14 protein-coding genes and 1 pseudogene are annotated in these 18,610 nt (G+C 33.4%); 3 read left to right on the plus strand and 12 right to left on the minus strand.

From position 1 onward, the window contains the following. Positions 1–33: 33 nt before the first annotated feature. A complete protein-coding gene (locus tag AC0J6S_RS10660; RefSeq protein ID WP_474953792.1) occupies positions 34–1,236 on the plus strand; it encodes an NAD(P)-dependent oxidoreductase in 1,203 nt (400 codons plus the stop codon). A gap of 142 nt (positions 1,237–1,378) precedes the next feature. Here the strand turns inward: AC0J6S_RS10660 and AC0J6S_RS10665 are convergent, their stop codons facing one another. The 12 genes and pseudogenes from AC0J6S_RS10665 to AC0J6S_RS10720 all read right to left on the minus strand — a co-directional run bounded on the left by AC0J6S_RS10665 (position 1,379) and on the right by AC0J6S_RS10720 (position 14,442). Continuing rightward, positions 1,379–3,106, minus strand: coding sequence for a sodium:solute symporter family protein (locus AC0J6S_RS10665; protein WP_474953793.1), 1,728 nt, complete (start codon positions 3,104–3,106; stop codon positions 1,379–1,381). Positions 3,107–3,228: 122 nt separating this feature from the next. Next, positions 3,229–5,760: a PIG-L family deacetylase gene (locus AC0J6S_RS10670; protein ID WP_474953794.1), complete on the minus strand. Its 2,532-nt coding sequence runs from the start codon at positions 5,758–5,760 to the stop codon at positions 3,229–3,231. A 136-nt stretch (positions 5,761–5,896) separates the two neighbouring features. Continuing rightward, a complete protein-coding gene (locus tag AC0J6S_RS10675; RefSeq protein WP_474953795.1) occupies positions 5,897–6,439 on the minus strand; it encodes a hypothetical protein in 543 nt (180 codons plus the stop codon). Between the two features lie 177 nt (positions 6,440–6,616). Further along, complete coding sequence (locus AC0J6S_RS10680) at positions 6,617–7,102, minus strand: hypothetical protein (RefSeq protein WP_474953796.1); 486 nt, start codon at positions 7,100–7,102, stop codon at positions 6,617–6,619. 155 nt (positions 7,103–7,257) lie between these two features. Next, positions 7,258–7,575, minus strand: a complete 318-nt coding sequence (locus tag AC0J6S_RS10685; RefSeq protein WP_474953797.1) for a hypothetical protein — start codon at positions 7,573–7,575, stop codon at positions 7,258–7,260. Positions 7,576–7,765: 190 nt separating this feature from the next. Beyond that, positions 7,766–9,436 carry a hypothetical protein gene (locus AC0J6S_RS10690; protein WP_474953798.1) on the minus strand — a complete coding sequence of 557 codons (1,671 nt, stop codon included), beginning with the start codon at positions 9,434–9,436 and terminating at the stop codon, positions 7,766–7,768. 262 nt (positions 9,437–9,698) lie between these two features. Next, a complete protein-coding gene (locus AC0J6S_RS10695; protein WP_474953799.1) occupies positions 9,699–10,898 on the minus strand; it encodes an AI-2E family transporter in 1,200 nt (399 codons plus the stop codon). Positions 10,899–11,072: 174 nt separating this feature from the next. Further along, a complete protein-coding gene (locus tag AC0J6S_RS10700; protein ID WP_474953800.1) occupies positions 11,073–11,609 on the minus strand; it encodes a mechanosensitive ion channel domain-containing protein in 537 nt (178 codons plus the stop codon). A 7-nt stretch (positions 11,610–11,616) separates the two neighbouring features. Continuing rightward, on the minus strand, positions 11,617–12,201 hold the full coding sequence (locus AC0J6S_RS10705) for a Maf-like protein (RefSeq protein ID WP_474953801.1): 585 nt from the start codon (positions 12,199–12,201) through the stop codon (positions 11,617–11,619). After that, positions 12,194–13,075, minus strand: a complete 882-nt coding sequence (locus AC0J6S_RS10710) for a geranylgeranylglycerol-phosphate geranylgeranyltransferase (protein WP_474953802.1) — start codon at positions 13,073–13,075, stop codon at positions 12,194–12,196. The genes AC0J6S_RS10705 and AC0J6S_RS10710 overlap by 8 nt, the downstream gene beginning before the upstream one ends. Before the next feature lie 83 nt (positions 13,076–13,158). After that, a pseudogene (locus AC0J6S_RS10715) lies at positions 13,159–13,685 on the minus strand (KdsC family phosphatase). After that, the gene (locus AC0J6S_RS10720) at positions 13,669–14,442 is read right to left on the minus strand and encodes a Rossmann-like and DUF2520 domain-containing protein (protein WP_474953803.1); all 774 of its coding nucleotides are present in this window, start codon (positions 14,440–14,442) and stop codon (positions 13,669–13,671) included. Before AC0J6S_RS10720 ends, AC0J6S_RS10715 begins: the two are co-directional and overlap by 17 nt. A 199-nt stretch (positions 14,443–14,641) precedes the next feature. Here AC0J6S_RS10720 and AC0J6S_RS10725 point away from each other — a divergent pair, with 199 nt between their 5' ends. After that, a complete protein-coding gene (locus AC0J6S_RS10725) occupies positions 14,642–17,848 on the plus strand; it encodes a cytochrome c biogenesis protein (protein ID WP_474953804.1) in 3,207 nt (1,068 codons plus the stop codon). 104 nt (positions 17,849–17,952) lie between these two features. Beyond that, positions 17,953–18,609 (plus strand): M15 family metallopeptidase, encoded by a 657-nt coding sequence (locus tag AC0J6S_RS10730; protein ID WP_474953805.1) that lies wholly within the window; start codon positions 17,953–17,955, stop codon positions 18,607–18,609. The last annotated feature ends 1 nt before the right edge of the window (position 18,610 follow it).

The following is an 18,610-nucleotide window of genomic DNA, read 5'->3' on the forward strand; positions in this document are numbered from 1 at the left end:
TATATTAAAATAAATTCAAAGCGTACGAAATATATGAAATTTGGAATCATAAAAGAAAGAAAAAATCCGCCAGACCGCAGAGTTGTATTCTCACCAGATGAGCTGACAAGGTTAAAACAACAGCATCAAAATGTCACTGTGAAAGTAGAGCGTTCTGATATTAGGGTTTTTACCGATGCTCAATATGAAAATCTCGGAATCGAATTGACGGATGATATCACTGATTGTGATGTTTTATTTGGTGTAAAAGAAGTACCGTTAGAAAATTTGATTCCAAATAAAACCTATTTCTTTTTTTCTCACACGATAAAAAAACAGCCTTACAATCGAAAATTATTGCAGGCAATATTAGAAAAAAAGATTGATTTGTATGATTATGAAACCATAGTTGATGCTAATAATCGCAGGCTGATAGGTTTTGGGCGTTATGCCGGAATCGTAGGCGCTTATAATAGCATTCGCGCTTTTGGAATCAAATTCGAATTGTTTAAATTACCAAAAGCAGAAACACTTTCGGGCAAAGAGGCATTGATTACACATTTAAAAAGGGTAGTATTACCTCCTTTGAAATTTGTAATTACAGGAACTGGTAAAGTGGGAAATGGAGCCAAAGAAATTCTGGATGCCATAAAAATTAAAGAAGTTTCCGTAGAGAATTATTTGAATAAAAACTATACACAACCCGTTTATACTCAAATTGACGTCTTAGATTACAACAAACGAAAAGACGGGCAAGTATTCGATTTTACTGATTTTTATCAAAATCCGGACGAATATATTTCTAATTTCGAAAGATTTACAAAAGTATCTGATATTTATATTTCAGGTCATTTTTATGCCAATGAAGCTCCGGTGATTTTGACTCGCGAGATGCTTCAGTCCAAAGATTGCAAAATCAAAGTTGTGGCTGATGTTTCCTGCGATGTTAACGGTCCAATTGCCTGTACGCTAAGATCATCGACTATTGCGGAACCTTTGTACGGATATTTTCCAAGTGAAGATAAAGAAGTTGACGTTTTTCATCCTGCAGCGGTTGTGGTCATGGCAGTTGATAATTTACCTTGTGAATTACCCAAAGACGCTAGTGAAGGATTTGGAGAAATGGTGTTGGAACATGTAATTCCTGCGTTTTTTAATAATGATAAAGACGGAATTTTACAAAGAGCTAAAATTACCGAGAAAGGAAAACTGACTCCACGATTTAGCTATTTACAAGATTATGTTGATGGGAAATAAATAGCATTATTTTTATCATAAAAAATCTCCCAATTTGATTCAAATTTGGGAGATTTTTATTTTTAACCAATAGTGTTTTTATGAACCATGGTTGTTTTAAAATTTAATCATCATTTGATGCATTAAAAATGAATTCTAAATTTTAAGACTGCAAGCGTACTTTCTGTTTTCTGAAAATGGTCCACTGCAATAATAAAGAAATCACAATTGTCAGCATCGCTCCAATGAAATTTAGCCATAAATACCCCAATTTTTCTTCACCGCTTGGAAAGATGTAAATAGCGTAATAATAAATGATAAAAATAGTAAGCTGACTAACTACGGCGCTGTAAAATATAGCCTTGGATTGTACCTTGTGGATGTAAAAACCAACTAAAAATATTCCTAATACAGTTCCGTAAAATATAGACCCAATGATATTTACCAACTGAATTAAATTTTCAAACAGTGTTCCGATGCAGGCAAAAAGGATTGCAATAATTCCCCATAATAAGGTAAAAAATTTAGTAGCATACAGGTAATGGCGTTCTGATTTTTCTTCTTTCAGATTGCGTTTGTAAATATCGATTGCTGTTGTAGAAGCCAATGCATTCAGTCCTGAAGCGGTTGATGACATAGCTGCTGAAATGATAACGGCTAACAATAATCCAATAAGTCCTCGAGGTAAATAATTCAGGATAAAGTGAAAAAACACATAATCTTTATCGTTCGTTTCACTGTTGCTATCAGCTTTCAGGATGATTTCTTTGGCTCGATCTCTTAAATCTTTTTCTTTATTGGACAATGCCACTAATTCTTTTCGAAGGATTGGATTGTCATAATCTTGGTTAAGCTGATCGATGTACAACAGATTAATTACTTTTTTATCTTCGGATAAATCGTCTAATTTTTGCTCCAAAGCATTGTATTCGCCTTTGTATGCTGATTTTTCAATCATGGCTTTGTTGTTTGGATTAAAATTTAACGGAACAGGATTGAATTGAAAAAAGACAAAAACCATAACTCCGGTCAGTAAAATGAAGAACTGCATAGGAACTTTTAGCAGCCCATTCATAATCAGTCCCATCTGACTTTCTCGAACGGATCTTCCTGATAAGTAACGTCCGACTTGAGATTGGTCGGTACCAAAATAAGCCAATGCAAGGAAAAAACCACCTGTGATTCCGCTCCAAAACGTGTATTTTTCTTCCGGGTCAAAAGAGAAATTGACAATATTCATTTTGTCATTAGCTCCAGCAATATGAAGCGCACTAGTAAATGTCATGTCATTAGGAAGATAATGTAATATCAGAAAAAAGGTGATAAACATTCCCGACATGATCACAAACATCTGCTGTTTTTGAGTCACGTTCACTGCTTTGGTTCCACCGGAAAAAGTATAAATGATGACTAAAACACCAATAATGATATTCATGTAAGTAAGATTCCAACCCAATATTGCCGACAAAATAATCGCCGGAGCGTAAATAGTCAATCCAGTTCCAAGTCCTCTTTGGAACAAGAAAAGAATGGCTGCAAGGGAACGCGTTTTTAAATCAAATCTTTTTTCGAGGTACTCATAAGCTGTATATACTTTGTATTTGTGGTATAAAGGGATAAACGTGACGCAAATTACAACCATGGCAATTGGCAGTCCAAAGTAGAACTGCACAAAACCCATTCCGTCGTGATAAGCCTGCCCTGGAGTAGAAAGAAACGTGATGGCACTGGCTTGTGTTGCCATCACTGAAAGTCCTACAACATGCCAAGGAGTTTCATTGCTTCCCAGTATAAAGTCTTCTACATTTTTACTTCCTTTGGTTTTCCAAGCGCCATAAATTACGATGAAAAGTAAGGTAACAATGAGTATAATCCAGTCAAATAATTGCATAATTTAAGCGTATAATTTCATGATGAGACAAAAGATTAAGATGTAAATAGCGTTGGCTACAAGGACCCAAGTATAGTTTTTCTTCCAGGTTTTTATTTTTTTTGTTTCCATTTCAGACTGGTTTAGTTTTTGATTTTTTGGGGAGGAACTGTTTCGGATGATTTCAATGAGATGATATTAGAGAGTAATTTATAGGCTCCGGTAACGCCTTCAGGCAATTCTCTAAAAAAACTTAATCCCGTATAAATATAGTGCCCTTTTCCATAAGGAGCAATCAGCAAAGCACCATTTTTTGGTGTTTCTCCTTTATCATTTGAAGATAGAATAGGAGTGAAGGCTTTGTCAAATTCGCTAGGATAATACAATCCTTGTTCTTGTTTCCAACCTTGAAAATCTTTAGCAGTGATTTTGTTTGGGAAATTCAAAACGGGATGGTTTGGTGCTAAAAATCGGACTTCGGCATCTTCTTCCGTTACGCGTTCGCGCGATAGTTTCAATGGATAAGGCGCAATATTTTCGGTTACCAAATCACCGGCAGTATTGTATTGAACGAGCATTGTTTTTCCGCCTTTTACAAAATCAAAAAGTATATTTTGCTTATTTGCTAATGCTGTAACAGTATTGTATGCACGAACTCCAGTCATTACTACATCAAAATTTTCTAATTTCTCTGGTGTTATTTCTTCAGGTTTAAGGAGGGTAACGGTGTAGCCTAACTGAATCAGACTGCTAGGAACTTCATCTCCGGCACCCATAATGTAGGCAATTTTTTCACCATTAGTTTTTAAATCTGTTTTAATGCATTTGGCTTCAGCCGATTTCAAAACTTGCTGTTTCGTGATGTGGTCATAATTAATGATGATTTGTTCTTTGTCAAATCGCTTGTTATCAATTATCGCAACACTTTTTGCAACTGCTTCATCGGATTTGTTAGGTGCAGTTACTTCAAAATAAACAATTTGTTCCGTTCCCTTTTTTAGTATATTGAAAGGAATGGATTTAGGTGAAACATTCCAGTTTTGAGGCAGTTCAAGTTGAAGATTTCCTTTAACGGCATCTTTACCTGCTTTGATTTTTACGCCTACATATTTAATTTTGGTATCTTTAAATAGCAATACTTTGTCTAGAATTGAAGTGGTAACTTCAGGAACAATATCTAGATAATTATACACTTCGCCTTTTACATCATCATTGTATTTATAGACTACAGTTCGCTCAAAAGGGATTTTGATTCCATTGATTTGAATGTTAAAGACCACTTTCGTTTCCCGAATAATATCCGGAATTCCTATGTTTTGTTGTTGGTTTACGGCATACATCCCAACGGTTCCGTTTTCTCTTAACCAATACGGTTGTGTATAATTAATTGATTCCGGTAATTTTAAATCGAGGTTTATGTTATTTAGGATGTTGTTCTTTAATTCACGATTTTGAGGTGTGGTAATTTGATTGGGTAAAGTAGTAACACTAATTAATTGTATGGGTGCGGAGCTTCTGTTTGTTGCTTCGAGTTTCAATTTGATTGTGCTTCCGGGAGTCGCTTCCTGATTTTGGGCAACGGCTTCAAGATACAAACCGGAACAAGCCGCTATAATTTCTTTTATGGCTGCTGATTTCAATGGCGCCCAATGATTTTCATCCAAAGTTTTCATCATAGAGTAGGCTTTCGCCAAATTAGGAATGCTTGCCGAAGGATTATTGTGGTCGAATTCAGATGCAATAACTGTCAATAATTCTCCTATTGCTTTTCCTCCATTTACTCGGTTCCAAGAAGTATCAATTCCTTCAAAAAGTGATATTTTATCTTTTAAAGCATCACCATTTATGAATTCTAAATATTCTGTTTCTTCACCACGCTCACCGGTGCTTCCAAAGCCTTGTGATTGATGACGGCTACGACTCAATGCTGCTATTTCCTGATTTGATTTTCCTAATCCGGCATAATAAACACCAGTTTCTAAAGCAATTAGATTCTTTTTATCAGCAGCATTAAATTTTTCCATAGTTCCATAAAACCACCAGGAAGTATTGAAAAACTGGCGTTTGGTTTGCCAAGGTTTTACAAATTGCAATTGTTCCGGAAAAATAGTTGGATTGTTGGCTAGTTCAAAACTTTCGACGCTCAACATTGCCGATGAAGTGTGATGACCGTGCGTAGTTCCTGGAGAACGATGGTCAAATCGGTTTACTATTACATCCGGCTGAAATTTTCGGATGGCCCAAATAACGTCTGCCAAAACCTTCTCTTTATCCCAAATTTCTAAAGTTTCTGTTGGATTTTTGGAAAAACCAAAATCATTGGCACGGGAAAAAAATTGTTCTCCTCCGTCAATTTTTCGGGCTTCAATAAGCTCTTGGGTTCGTATCACTCCCAATAATTCGCGTAATTGAGTACCAATTAGGTTTTGGCCACCATCACCGCGTGTCAAAGACAAATACCCAGTTCTGGCTTTTTGATCATTGGATAAATAAGAAATTAATCGGGTGTTTTCATCATCTGGATGTGCGGCGATATATAATACAGAACCTAGAAAATTCAGCTTTTCGATTTGATTGTAAGTTTCAACAGAATTTGGTTTTTGTGGTTGTTGCGCATTTGTTATTTGGCAACATAAAAGAAACATTAAAATAGCGGACACGTATTTTTTTTGCATTTTTTTAAATTTAATTTGCAATAGCTTCAAAAGTAGGAATTAAATAATTTCTTCTGAAATATTTTGGGTTTTCTTTAATAAAAAAGAGAGAGAACACCAATTTTGGTATCCTCTCTCTCTTTAAACAAATGTGTGATTAATCTCTATCATGTCCATTTCCACGCCCATTTCCTCTTTCGTTTCCACTGCCGTTTCCATTATTTCGGTTATCATGTTTTTTATATTTTCTATTGTTATCATTATCATATCTTCTATGATTGTCATTTCCTCTTTGCTTTACATATACTCTACGGTTATTGTTATAACCTATATTTCTTTGTTCTCTTCCATGATATCCTCTATAATATTTGACTTTGTGATTTCTAAAATTATTGTAAGGTCTGGATCCACGATAATCATTAAGTACTACTTTGTATCCGCCATACAAATCGTAATTTCTATATTGGTTAGGTAAATTTCTGGAACGAATCCATCGTCCACCACCGAAATATATAAATTGGGTAGCTCTAACATCATAATATGCTTCAACATCGGGTAAATAGTAATATTGTGCTTCAGCATATCCTACAGGTCCCCAAGATGGAGGGCTACCAATGTTTACATTAACTGAAACTTGTGCGTGTATGGTACTAGATGCAAAAAGTATAATTCCTACGGCGATTAATTTTAATGTTTTCATGTTCTTTAATTTTAAATATTTTGTATAATTCTTTTATTGATATATCTTTTTACCTATTTTCAACAACTGTGCCAACGTAAAATAATTAACATCTTTTTACGATTTAATTAAGGGTGTGTTTTTGTCAAAAAAAAGAACCTCGATTGGAGGTTCTGATTTTTAGGTTTTTATGAAGGATTAATGCTTGTCTTTTCCATTTCCTTTTCCGTTATTTCCATTTTTTTGACGTCCATTACCGTTATTTCCTTGTTTATAAGAATCTTTATGAATTACCACTTTTCGGACTCCAATTGTTTTTTGTGGTTTTCCTTTATACCCTTTATAATATTTAACTTTATGATTTTTAAAGTAAGTATAAGGTCTTGAACCATGATAATCATTTAATACCACTTTGTATCCATTATACAAATCGTAGCTTCTATATTGTGTTGGCAAATTTCTGGAACGAACCCACTGGCCTCCTCCTAAATAAATAAATTGACTCTGTCTTACATCATAATACGCTTGCACATCTGGCAAATAATAATATTCGGCAGCTGAGTATCCTGCAGGGCCCCAAGCTGGTGGACTGCCAATATTTACATTTACTGAAACTTGTGCTTGCATTGCTGTACTGGATAATAAAAGTACTATTCCGGCGGCGATTAATTTTAATGTCTTCATATTTTCAAAATTTAATTAATATTCTATTTAACGGTACTTGACTAAGTCGCTATTCTCTTAACAAAAGCCAAGAACTATGCCAAGCTTGAAATATGCCCTGCATAAAAAAAGGAAACGAATGACCGTTTCCTTTTTTAATTTTTAATTTTATTGGCTTATAACAAAAGAATCAATAAAAGAATAACGATAATAATAGCTCCAACAGATAAATAAACACCATTTCCTGTAGATTTTAATTCAGCTTTAATCGCACGTACTTCTTTACGTAGTTCTTTTTTCTCTGAAGAATTCAAAGAAGATTTATCCATTGCTTTTATTTCGTCTAGACGATTAAGCAATACTTTAACCTCAGCAGGAACCTCTTTTGGGGTATTTGAAACCGAAGTTGGAGTTTTTTCAGCAGCTAACATTTGCGTAGGAACAACACTCAATGACAATACCATCATCATTAAATAAAAGGTAACTTTTTTCATTTCTTTTAGTTTTAGTTAAAAATTTCTATTTGATAAATGTAACAAATATTACGCTACAAATTCTTATACTATTAATATCATTATTTATATAATTTCCACTAAGACGCCTGATGAATAATTTGTATTGTTATTAAAATTAGCATTTTAAAGATTTATATTGCTTATACTTGTGATTCTGATTTGTTTTCTTTTACTTGTAAATTACAGTTCGTGGTTTTGCTAATTCAAAATCTTGGAAACCAAAATCAGTCGTTTCAAAAGAATTTGTTTTAAAAATATGCTCACCATATCCCGGTATTGAAGGATAATAGGAAATTGAAATTTGGAACGAACTAAAAACCAAATAATCGTTATTGATAATGAAACCAACTCCAATTTTTGAATACGCTTTACTTTCTGTCAAGCCATTTTTAGCATTTCCAAGTAATGCAACTGAATAATTTAGATACGGATTCAATCGAAAACCCCATAAATCCCAAGGTGCGTATGCTTGAGTTTGGAGTGTTAATAGTGCTTTTTCGGTACCGTATTTCGCGATTGTAAATCCATTCAGACCATAATTCTCGTTGATTGAAAGTTGATCTCCAATAGCTTCCATTCGGTTGGAACCAATGACTAATTGTGGTTTTACAAACTGACGCAATTTCCATCTCCCAATGCTTATTAGATTGGTAAAATAATTGGCCTGAAAAGAAAATGCCGTTTGTTTTGTAGTGGCTCTTTCAAAAAAAGTCCCAATTTCAATATTACCACTTAGAAACCCCCATTTATAGAAGTTTCCAAAAGCGGCGCGACCACCCAAATAGTATCGTCCGGCATTGTTTTTATATTGATAACCAGTTGTTATTCCGTATATTCTTCCAATAGGAACATCCTCAATGATTCCGTTTCTGAAAATAAAGCGGTCTCTAATAAATTTACGGGATGAAATCCCAATGCCAACCAAAGCGAGTTTTTCATTGGAATAAAAATCATCGGGATCGTATTCAAAAACGGGACTTTCTTGATATTTAATATGTAAAAATCGGCCTGTAGTAACAAGATTTGTTGTTCTTTCTCTTTCGGTATTCCCTTTGAAAATTCTAAAAGCTCGTCCAAGCCAAAAATCGTGTGTGTTGTATTTAAAATTTTGATATGCAAATATTAAATTGGAGTCGGGCAAAGTGTCTTTTCTAAATTGCTGATCGACATAAATTCCTCCAGCCCATTTTGTCAATGGAGAATAAAAAGGGCGATCAATTGCTATACTTTTACCATAATACTCTTCTAAATCAATTTGATAGCTGACTTTAGTGTTTATAAAAGTGTTTTTTATGTTGGGAATACTGTAAGCAACGGAATAGGCACTTTTTCCGTCACTAAATCTGTTTCTTATTTTATTTTCAAATTGATGACCTGATCCTAAAAAATTCCGGTCATTCAGTCCAAAGCTTACTCGTGAACTTGATAGCGACCCCTTGGGAACCAAACTCCAGGAATCCAAAACTCGGATAGCAATATCAACAGAATCAGGGCTATTCGGAATTAAATTGGGAGCAATATCCACGCGATTTATGAAGCGTTGTGTACGTATCAAACGTTCGGATTCTTTCACAAGCAGCGAATCAAAAGGCTTGTTTTTTTTGATAAGTAATAAATTTCTTATTGTAAGTCGATTGGTTTTAATATGGATTTTATTTCCGTTTCTTTCCGCCCAATTTATAGGCTTTTTTAATGTGTCAATTTCAGAATAACCAAAAGGATCAAGTGTTAGAATAGTAATATTCCTTATAATTTTTCCTTCAAAACTGCCGTATTTTTTTTGAACTTCTTTTGTTATTTCTTTTTTTAAAACAGGCGTTCTAAAAACTATTTTATGCATTAATTTGGTAAACTTATTCTTTTTAGAATAGTTTTTAATATTTAAATATAAGTTGGAGGAATCTTTTTTGGTCTCTGTTTCTTGCGCAATAGTTATCTGTGAAACACAGATAAAAAGAAGGAATAATATCAGTTTTATTTTTTTATACATTGCAAAAGAATCAACTGTAAAAATAGTGAAGCAACTCAAGAGTATAGCTCTATGATTGCATAAGGATGTAAAAGTTCAGAATTCGAAACTAATATTTTTTTGAATACTTAATCTAACTATTGGTTCGGTTTGAATCATTTTCTGTAGTAGTTTCAGTAAAAATCGGAACAACAACATCAGCTTTTATAATCATATTTTCCGCTGGTGCTTCAGAATCAAATAGGGGTAATTTGATTTTACGCCACGTGTATGTTTTAGGTAAATGATCGCCCATTAAATATCCCCAAGGTTCTAAAGATTCAATTCTATCGAAAATCACTTTTAAAACAGCTAGAATAGGAAGTGCTAAAAACATTCCAGAAATGCCTGCAATTGCTCCACCAATAATGATTCCGACAATCGATATAAATGCGTTTATTTCAACTTTAGAACTTACAATCAAAGGAACAATAATATTATTGTCAATAAGCTGAACGACAATAGTAATTACAATAACACCAATGATTATTGATAAATCAGGGGAACCGGTAAGCGAAGCAACAATACTTAAAACGCCGGCAAATAGAATTCCGATGTACGGAATCAGATTTAGAATTCCTGTTATTATTCCCAATAAAATAGCGTATTTTACACCTATAAGCATAAAACCAAGCGTTGTCATTATAGATATTAAAATCATTTCAATAATCAAACCTACAATGTAACTGTTGATGGCTACTCTAACATTTGTTAAAATGTTTTTTAACTGTTCGTGATTTTCCTTTTTAACTAATTTAGATAGGAACAATAAAAAATGAGTTCTGTATAAAAGAATTAAAAAGGTATAAATCGGTATCAAAGTCAAATTGACTAAAGTATCTGTAAAAGACATTAGGGTAGTTCCAATGATTTCTTTTCCTTTTTCCATTGAATCTTCAGCTGCAGTATCAATATACTGTTTTTGTTCTCTGGAACTTAAATGAAAATTATCTCTGACAAATCCTTGGATATTACTAAGATGAATATTAATGTTTCTTTCAATTTTATCAAAATCATCAGCAAAATCACTAATCTGAAAAGATAGGAATACAAAAAGAGCTATAAAAATTAAGACAAACAATATCACTGCTATCATTACAGCCAAGACATGTGGAAAACGAAGTTTTGATTTGAAAAACTGAACAATAGGATACAATAATATGGCAAATAAAAACGACATCATTACAGGAATCAATATGTCTTGACCAATATAAAAAATAAAGACAATAGAAATTAAACCCAATAAAGTCAAGCTTAATTTTGCGTAAAATGGAAGTTTCAGGATGTCATTCATATCTTTTGGTTTTGTTTTATAAATCAACTGTTTTTTACCAGTTAGCAACCGACAAATATGTGTAAATATAAAAATTAAAGTATTACATATTTTTTAGCAATTGTTGCATAATTATCACTTCTTAATCAAGAGATTTATGAATGAAAATAAATTTTTCATTCATAAAGTTATGAATTAATCTACGAATTCTTTATTTTCAAAATGATTTTTTAATATTGAGATTCCTTTTTGTAAAAGAAGGTTGTTTGGGTAAATAATGTTTTCATCGTCATTTGTTTTTAAAAAAACATGAAAAGCTCCAATGTCTACTATTTCTGCTTCAATTGGGAAATCTTTATCATGTATTTTGATAATATCACCTATCTTAAAAGGAAAAGAAAAAAACAAAATAATACCGGAAGTAATGTTACTCAAAATAGACCATTGGGCAAACATAGCAACGCCTACAACAGTTGTGATTGATGAAAGCGCAATAATAATGTCTTGAGTCTGAACTCCCCAAATTAGTATTAAAGAAATAATCACCAGGATATTTATCAATAAATGAATGTATTTGATAACTAGATTGGTTCTGTGTTCCAGCTTTTGATTTAGTTTTGCATAGCGTCGGACTAATTTTGTTGAAATTATTCGCAATAAAATCAGTAAAATCCCTAAGATTCCGGTTGCAATTAGTTCCCGAGTAAATTCCTGTATAAATGATATTTCCATAAAACGACTAGGCTAAATTATTTAAATATTCGTAGACTTTATCCGTTGGCATTCCCATCACATTAGCATACGAACCTTCAATTTTTGAAACGCCTACAAACCCAATCCATTCTTGTATTCCATACGAACCTGCTTTGTCATATGGTTTGTAGTTTTCCAAATAATAGCGAATCGATTTATCGCTTAATTCATTGAAAGTGACTTTTGTTATTTCGTATAAAATTTTTATTTTTTCATTCGTTTTAAAACAAACCGAAGTGATAACTTCATGAGTAGCATTCGATAATGATTTCAATATTTCGAAAGCATGTTGTTCGTCTTTTGGTTTACCCAAAGCAGTATTGTTATGCCAGACAATAGTGTCGCTGGTAATCAGAATTTCATTTGGTTTTAATTCTCCTTCAAAAGCGCTTGCTTTCAATTCAGCCAAATAATTAGTGATTTCGTGCGCTTGTAATTCAGGTGGATAAATTTCTTCAATTTCTTTTAATCGGATTTCAAAATCCAAGTCTAAATCTTTGAAAAATTGCTGACGTCTCGGTGAACCCGAAGCCAGAATTAAAGTGTATTTTTTTAATTTATTTCTAAGCATTATATTTCATGTTTAAACTGATAACAATAACGGAAAGAATTCCAAAAAGTAGAATCCATTTTAAAAGTATACTCAAAAAATGGAATTCTTTTTTGGTTGTAGCCGTCCACATTTTTACAGTGAAAAAAACCAGCGGACCTACAACAAAAAGCAACAGATAAATGGTAACGAATAGTAATTCAAATAAGTATTTATTTATGTAAAACAAAATAAAAAAAAGTGGAATAAAACTCAATCCAAAAACTATTTTTGCAGTTCTCGATTTTCCTATTGCAATGGGTAATGTGTTCATTCCTTGGTTGTAATCACCATCAGTATCTTCAATATCTTTAACGATTTCCCGAAGCAGATTAATCATAAAAGCAAAAATGGCGTAATCTAATAAGATCGAAAAAAACAATCCCATTTGTTGTTGATTGTCTAATCCTGTGGCAGGATATAAATCAAAAATCCCAATTATAATTACACTAAACGAAAGCAATAATGCTACAATAATATTGCCAATGAGCATCATTTGTTTCAGGCTTGTGGCATATAAATAAAGTGTAGCTGCAATCAGAATAAAAATGGATGCAAAACCTGGTTTGGCTATAACATTTGATAAATAGAAACCAATCGCCACGCCTGTTACAGTAAGTCCAATGTAAAAATTATAGGCTTTTGTTTCCGAAATATTTTTGCCCACAACAACCATATTGGGTTTGTTGATAGCATCCGTTTGTTGGTCAAAAATATTATTAATGACATAGCCACCAGCAGCAATCAAAACGGTTGACAATACCAATAATCCATATTGCCAATCCGTTAATGCCAAAGGAATATTTTGAATTTTAAAAAATCCGTACCTAAAAATAAGCTGCATAAAAGCAAGCATGAGCAGGTTTTGGTATCGGATGAGTTTTAGAAATGGAACCACAGATGTCATTTAAAATTTATAATTTAATATTTAAAATAGCACTAATCGTGTTTCCCGTCAAAATGCGCCATCCATTTTCCTTGCGCTTTCATCACTTGTTCAATGACATCTCTCGCAGCGCCTTTTCCTCCATTTTTATGCGAAATATACTTGAAATCCCTTTGATTTCTGGACTTGCATCTTGAGGACAAGCTGGTAATCCTACTAATTTCATCACATGATAATCTGGAATATCATCGCCCATATATAAAACGTGTTCCGGATTTATTTGGTAAACATCAGTATATTCATCAAAGGTTTCTACTTTATCGGGTGTGCCCAAATAAATATTAGTAATGCCAAGATTTCGCAGTCTGACCCGAACGCCTTCATTACTTCCTCCCGAAATTATACATACATTATAACCGCTTTCAACTGCAGCTTTCATCGCATAACCATCGCGAATGTTCATCGTACGCAGAATTTCTCCTTCATTGGTTACAAAAACAGAACTGTCAGTAAGTACGCCATCGACATCAAAAATAAAAGTAGTGATATCGTTCATTATTTCCTTATAACTTTTTGCCATTCTCTTGTATTGATTGTGTTAGTGTTTTATAAATATCTAAATGATTTGCCTGTAATAAAAAAGCTTCATGTGCTGCAATAGTTTCTGTGTCATTGCGTTTTGCAGGACCAGTTTGCGCCTCTTCCGGAGAAAGCACCATGATTTTATTGGCGGTTTCAGCGATTAAAGGTTTCAAAATTTCGAAAGGCACTTGATGTTCCTGGCAAATTTCCTGAGCTATTTGGTACAAATGATTCGTAAAATTATTGACAAATACCGCTGCCACATGTAAGGCTTTGCGTTGGTCTGAATTGATTGCGAAAACTTTTTCAGAAATTGATTTGGCTACTTTATCCAGTAATTGAAAATCAGTTGCATTTTCACTTTCCAAACAAATGGGTATAATTTTGAAATCAACGGGTTTATTTTTTGTAAAAGTTTGTAAAGGGTAAAAAACTCCTTTTCGGTTATCTTCATCCAAAGCATGTAGTGGAACACTTCCTGATGTATGCACAACCAACCGGTTTTTAAACGGAAGTTGCGATGAAATTGCTCCAATTGCATCGTCAGAAACAGCAATAATATACAAGTCCGCTTCCGCCAAAGTGTCTAAATCATTTGTAATCTGTTCCAAATCGAGTAGGTGGGAAACACTTGCTGTTTGTCTGGAATACACCTGAACAAGCTCAATTTCCGACCCCAGAATTTGAGTATTTTGAAAAGCGGCAATCAGATGTTGCGCTACGTTACCGGAACCAATAATTACTACTTTGACCATGGGACAAAATTAGCAAAAAAATATTAAGAGTTTTATTCGAAATTTACACGAATAAAAAATTTGATTTTGTCTTAAAAAGAGCCTTTTCAGGGTTCGCGAATCATTCTTAATTTTGGATTTAATTAACAAATGTCAGAATAAAGAAGTCAACATTTTTAAGTACTTTTGTGGCACTTTTACAAAACATAATCCCATAAAAATGGATAAAAAAATATTCTCTTTTTTGTTTTCTACACGTTTAATGGCCTTTTTATTTATTTCTTATGCCGTTGCCATGGCTACCGGAACTTTTATCGAAAGTAAATACAACACCGATACCGCAAAAATTTTAGTTTATAATGCCTGGTGGTTTGAAGCCATTCACTTATTTTTTGTGATCAATTTCATTGGAAATATCAAGCGTTACCAACTCTTAAAAAAAGAAAAATGGGCTACTTTATTGCTGCATTTATCTTTTATCTTCATAATTACGGGTGCTTTTGTAACCCGTTACATTAGTTATGAAGGGATGATGCCCATTCGCGAAGGCGCTTCAGAAAATCAAATTTTTTCAGATAAAACTTTTTTGACTGTTTTTGTTGATGGCGAATATAAAGGGGAAATGAAGCGCAGGGTTTTTGAAAAACAAGTGTTGCTTTCTCCGGCTGTAAATAATAATTTCCGTATTTCCGAAAAGTTTGCTGACACACCATTTGAAGTAAAATATGAAAATTTCATAATGGGAGCCAAAGAATACATTAAGCCTGATCCAAAGGGAACAGTATTTTTAAAAATTGTAGAAGCTGGAGATAGTGGTCGACACGAGCATTTCTTGAAAGATGGTGAAGTACAAAATATACATAATGTATTATTTTCGTTAAATAAATTTACAGATGGTGCCATAAACATCAACACTACAGGAAGTGCCTACACAATTCAAACGCCTTTTGAAGGAAACTTTATGCGAATGGCAGATAAATTACAAGGAAAAGTAACTAAGGACAATTTACAACCATTGATGATGCGTTCGTTATACAGCATTGGCGAAATGCGATTTGTGTTTCCAGATCCTGCCGTAAAAGGAATTGTTGATTATGAATCGGATAATGATTTCAAAGCTAAGAATCATGAAGATGCAATAACGGTGAAAGTTATGGCTGAAGGTCAAGAACAAACTGTTACTGTTTTAGGTTCCAAGGGTAAAGTAGGAGAGGCCAAAACTGTAAAAATCGGGAATATCGATTACTCTTTTTTCTACGGAAGTAAAGCGTATGTATTGCCTTTCAAGATAAAATTGAATGATTTCATTGCCCAGAAATATCCAGGAACGGAGAAAAGTTATTCTTCGTTTGAAAGTAAGGTGACTGTTGAGGACAAAGAACCATTTGATGCCAGAATTTATATGAATAATGTTTTAGATTATGATGGATATCGCTTTTTTCAATCAGGATTTGATCCAGACGAAAAAGGAACGGTTTTGTCTGTAAATCATGATTTTTGGGGAACCACACTGACTTACATTGGTTACTTTATGTTGTATTTTGCAATGATGGCGATTATGTTTACTAAATATTCCCGTTTTGCGGATATCAAGCGCAAACTGGAAGTGGTGAAAATTAAAAAAGCTAAATTGTTAACTATTCTTGTATTGTTTTTTAGTTTCAGCAGTTTCGCACAAGAACAGGAACATAATCACGCGGATCACGAAGGACATGCGCATACGGAAGCTGAAGCAGCACCGGCAACGCATGCTAATCATACCAAAAAAATATTGAGTCAGGATGAACTGAATGATTTGATTACTAAATATAAAGTGCCTGAAGCACATGCAGCAAAATTCGGTAGGCTTGTTATTCAAGATGGTGGAGGTAGAATGAAACCAATTAATACGTTTTCATCAGAATTGTTGCGTAAAGTAAGTCATGATGATTCGTATAACGGAATGAATTCTGATCAGGTATTTTTGTCCATGACGCAATATGCAAGTTACTGGATTGAAATTCCAATTATATACATCAAAAGCGGGAATGACAGTATTCGAAAAATTATTGGAGTCGACAAAAAAGCAGAATTTGCTCCTTTTGTGGCTTTCTTTGATGCCAAAGGAAATTATAAGCTTTCTAAATATTTAGAAGAAGCATTTAAAGCAGCTAATCCTAATCAATTCGAAAAAGATTTTATAGAAACGGATAAGAAAGTAAACTTGATGGAATCTGCATTAAGCGGTCGAATATTAAAGATTTTTCCACTTCCGGATGATAAAAATAACAAATGGGTTTCCTATTTAGAACTCAACGAAGCAGGTTTCAAAGGAATGGAAGCAACATACACTAAAAATGTATTGCCATTGTATTTTGGTTCTTTGGCAAACGCTTCAACTTCTAACGATTACAAAACTGCCGATGAATTGCTGGAAAGCATCAATGGTTTCCAAAAACGTTTTGGAAGTAAAGTAAGACCAAGTGAAGAAAGAATTACATCAGAAGTGTTGTATAATAAATATGATGTTTTCAAAAAATTACCGTATTGGTATATTTTCGCATCGATTTTGATGTTGTTTTTCACGATTTTACAAATCTTCAAAGAAAGAAAGGCATTGAATTATTTAGTTAATTTTATGCACATTGTTGTAATTGGATTATTTGTGTTACACACTTTGGGACTTATTGCAAGATGGTATATTTCTGGACACGCGCCATGGAGTAATGCTTATGAATCGATTATTTATGTCGCTTGGGCAACAATGTTTTTTGGATTGGCTTTCGACAGAAAATCGAAACTTACGGTGGCTTCTTCAGCTTTTGTAACTGCGATGATTTTGGCTGCAGCCTACATGAATTGGATTGACCCGGAAATTGCAAATCTGCAACCGGTACTGAATTCCTACTGGTTGATGATTCACGTTGCGGTAATTGTAGCTAGTTATGGACCGTTTGCATTAGGATTTATTTTAGGTGCTGTTTCATTATTACTGATTTTGTTTACCAATGAAAAAAACAAAGCCAAAATGGATTTGAATATTCAGGAAATCACTTATATTAATGAATTAGCCTTGACGATAGGTTTGATAATGTTAACTATTGGAAACTTCCTTGGAGGACAATGGGCTAATGAAAGTTGGGGACGTTATTGGGGATGGGACCCAAAAGAAACATGGGCATTGATTACTATTATGGTATATGCTTTTGTCATTCATGCTCGATTTGTTCCATCTTTACGAGGAAAATGGATTTTCAATTTGATGAGTATGTTCGCTTTTATTTCTACGTTGTTTACGTATTATGGCGTAAATTTCCACTTGGTAGGATTGCATTCTTACGCAAGTGGTGAAGCACATTCTTTAAGTTGGATTTGGTATTCTCTTGTAGGAATTACATTGTTTGGTGCAATTTCCTATCCAAAGTATAAGAAATATTATAAAAAATAAGATTTTTTTGATTCTTAAAGCTGTTCTTCTGAGCAGCTTTTTTTGTTTTTAGAAGTATTAGAAAAACTTCGTTAATTGTGTTATTTTTATAAAAAATAGATGCTATGAATTTCGACTATAAATTATCCGTATTGCTATGTTCTCTTTTCTGGATGGTTAGCTGTAAATCTCAAAATGTGATTTATAAGGCTGAAGTCAATAATCAGTTTGTAAATGACAGTACGTTTGTCAATTTAAAACAGTATAGTCAAGATTTTGAATATGATATGAAATATGCTACTGCTGATAACTTCTTAAAAGCAAAAGTCTATGACTGTGGAGAATGTTTTTTACGTTTAAAAACGGTTAATGCACTTATTGCAGCTAATAAAAAGTTTATTGAAAAAGGTTACAAAATCAAAATCTTTGATTGTTACCGCCCTTTGGATATTCAAAAAAAAATGTGGAAAATTGTTTCTAACCCAAAATATGTGGCTAACCCTGCCAAAGGTTCTATTCACAATAGAGGAGGAGCAGTAGATATTACTTTAGTAGATCGTTTTGGAAAAGAATTAGACATGGGAACTTCCTTCGACTTTTTTGGAATAGAAGCAAGTCACAATTATTTAAATGTTTCAGAAGAAGTGAAGAAAAACAGAATAGTATTGAAAACTATAATGACAAGTAACGGGTTTAATTCTTTCGATTCCGAATGGTGGCATTACAACTTAAAGTCTGGATTGAATGATGCAGTTTCTAATGCTAAATGGGATTGTAAATAAG

The organism is Flavobacterium sp. TS_SC_5 (genome assembly GCF_056156265.1).

Coding starts and splice junctions, on each gene's coding strand:
- AC0J6S_RS10700 (WP_474953800.1), bottom strand. CDS start 11,609: ATGGAAATATCATTTATACAGGAATTTACTCGGGAACTAATTGCAACC.
- AC0J6S_RS10685 (WP_474953797.1), bottom strand. CDS start 7,575: ATGAAAAAAGTTACCTTTTATTTAATGATGATGGTATTGTCATTGAGT.
- AC0J6S_RS10675 (WP_474953795.1), bottom strand. CDS start 6,439: ATGAAAACATTAAAATTAATCGCCGTAGGAATTATACTTTTTGCATCT.
- AC0J6S_RS10730 (WP_474953805.1), top strand. CDS start 17,953: ATGAATTTCGACTATAAATTATCCGTATTGCTATGTTCTCTTTTCTGG.
- AC0J6S_RS10680 (WP_474953796.1), bottom strand. CDS start 7,102: ATGAAGACATTAAAATTAATCGCCGCCGGAATAGTACTTTTATTATCC.
- AC0J6S_RS10665 (WP_474953793.1), bottom strand. CDS start 3,106: ATGCAATTATTTGACTGGATTATACTCATTGTTACCTTACTTTTCATC.
- AC0J6S_RS10660 (WP_474953792.1), top strand. CDS start 34: ATGAAATTTGGAATCATAAAAGAAAGAAAAAATCCGCCAGACCGCAGA.
- AC0J6S_RS10670 (WP_474953794.1), bottom strand. CDS start 5,760: ATGCAAAAAAAATACGTGTCCGCTATTTTAATGTTTCTTTTATGTTGC.
- AC0J6S_RS10695 (WP_474953799.1), bottom strand. CDS start 10,898: ATGAATGACATCCTGAAACTTCCATTTTACGCAAAATTAAGCTTGACT.
- AC0J6S_RS10690 (WP_474953798.1), bottom strand. CDS start 9,436: ATGCATAAAATAGTTTTTAGAACGCCTGTTTTAAAAAAAGAAATAACA.
- AC0J6S_RS10725 (WP_474953804.1), top strand. CDS start 14,642: ATGGATAAAAAAATATTCTCTTTTTTGTTTTCTACACGTTTAATGGCC.
- AC0J6S_RS10710 (WP_474953802.1), bottom strand. CDS start 13,075: ATGCTTGCTTTTATGCAGCTTATTTTTAGGTACGGATTTTTTAAAATT.
- AC0J6S_RS10705 (WP_474953801.1), bottom strand. CDS start 12,201: ATGCTTAGAAATAAATTAAAAAAATACACTTTAATTCTGGCTTCGGGT.
- AC0J6S_RS10720 (WP_474953803.1), bottom strand. CDS start 14,442: ATGGTCAAAGTAGTAATTATTGGTTCCGGTAACGTAGCGCAACATCTG.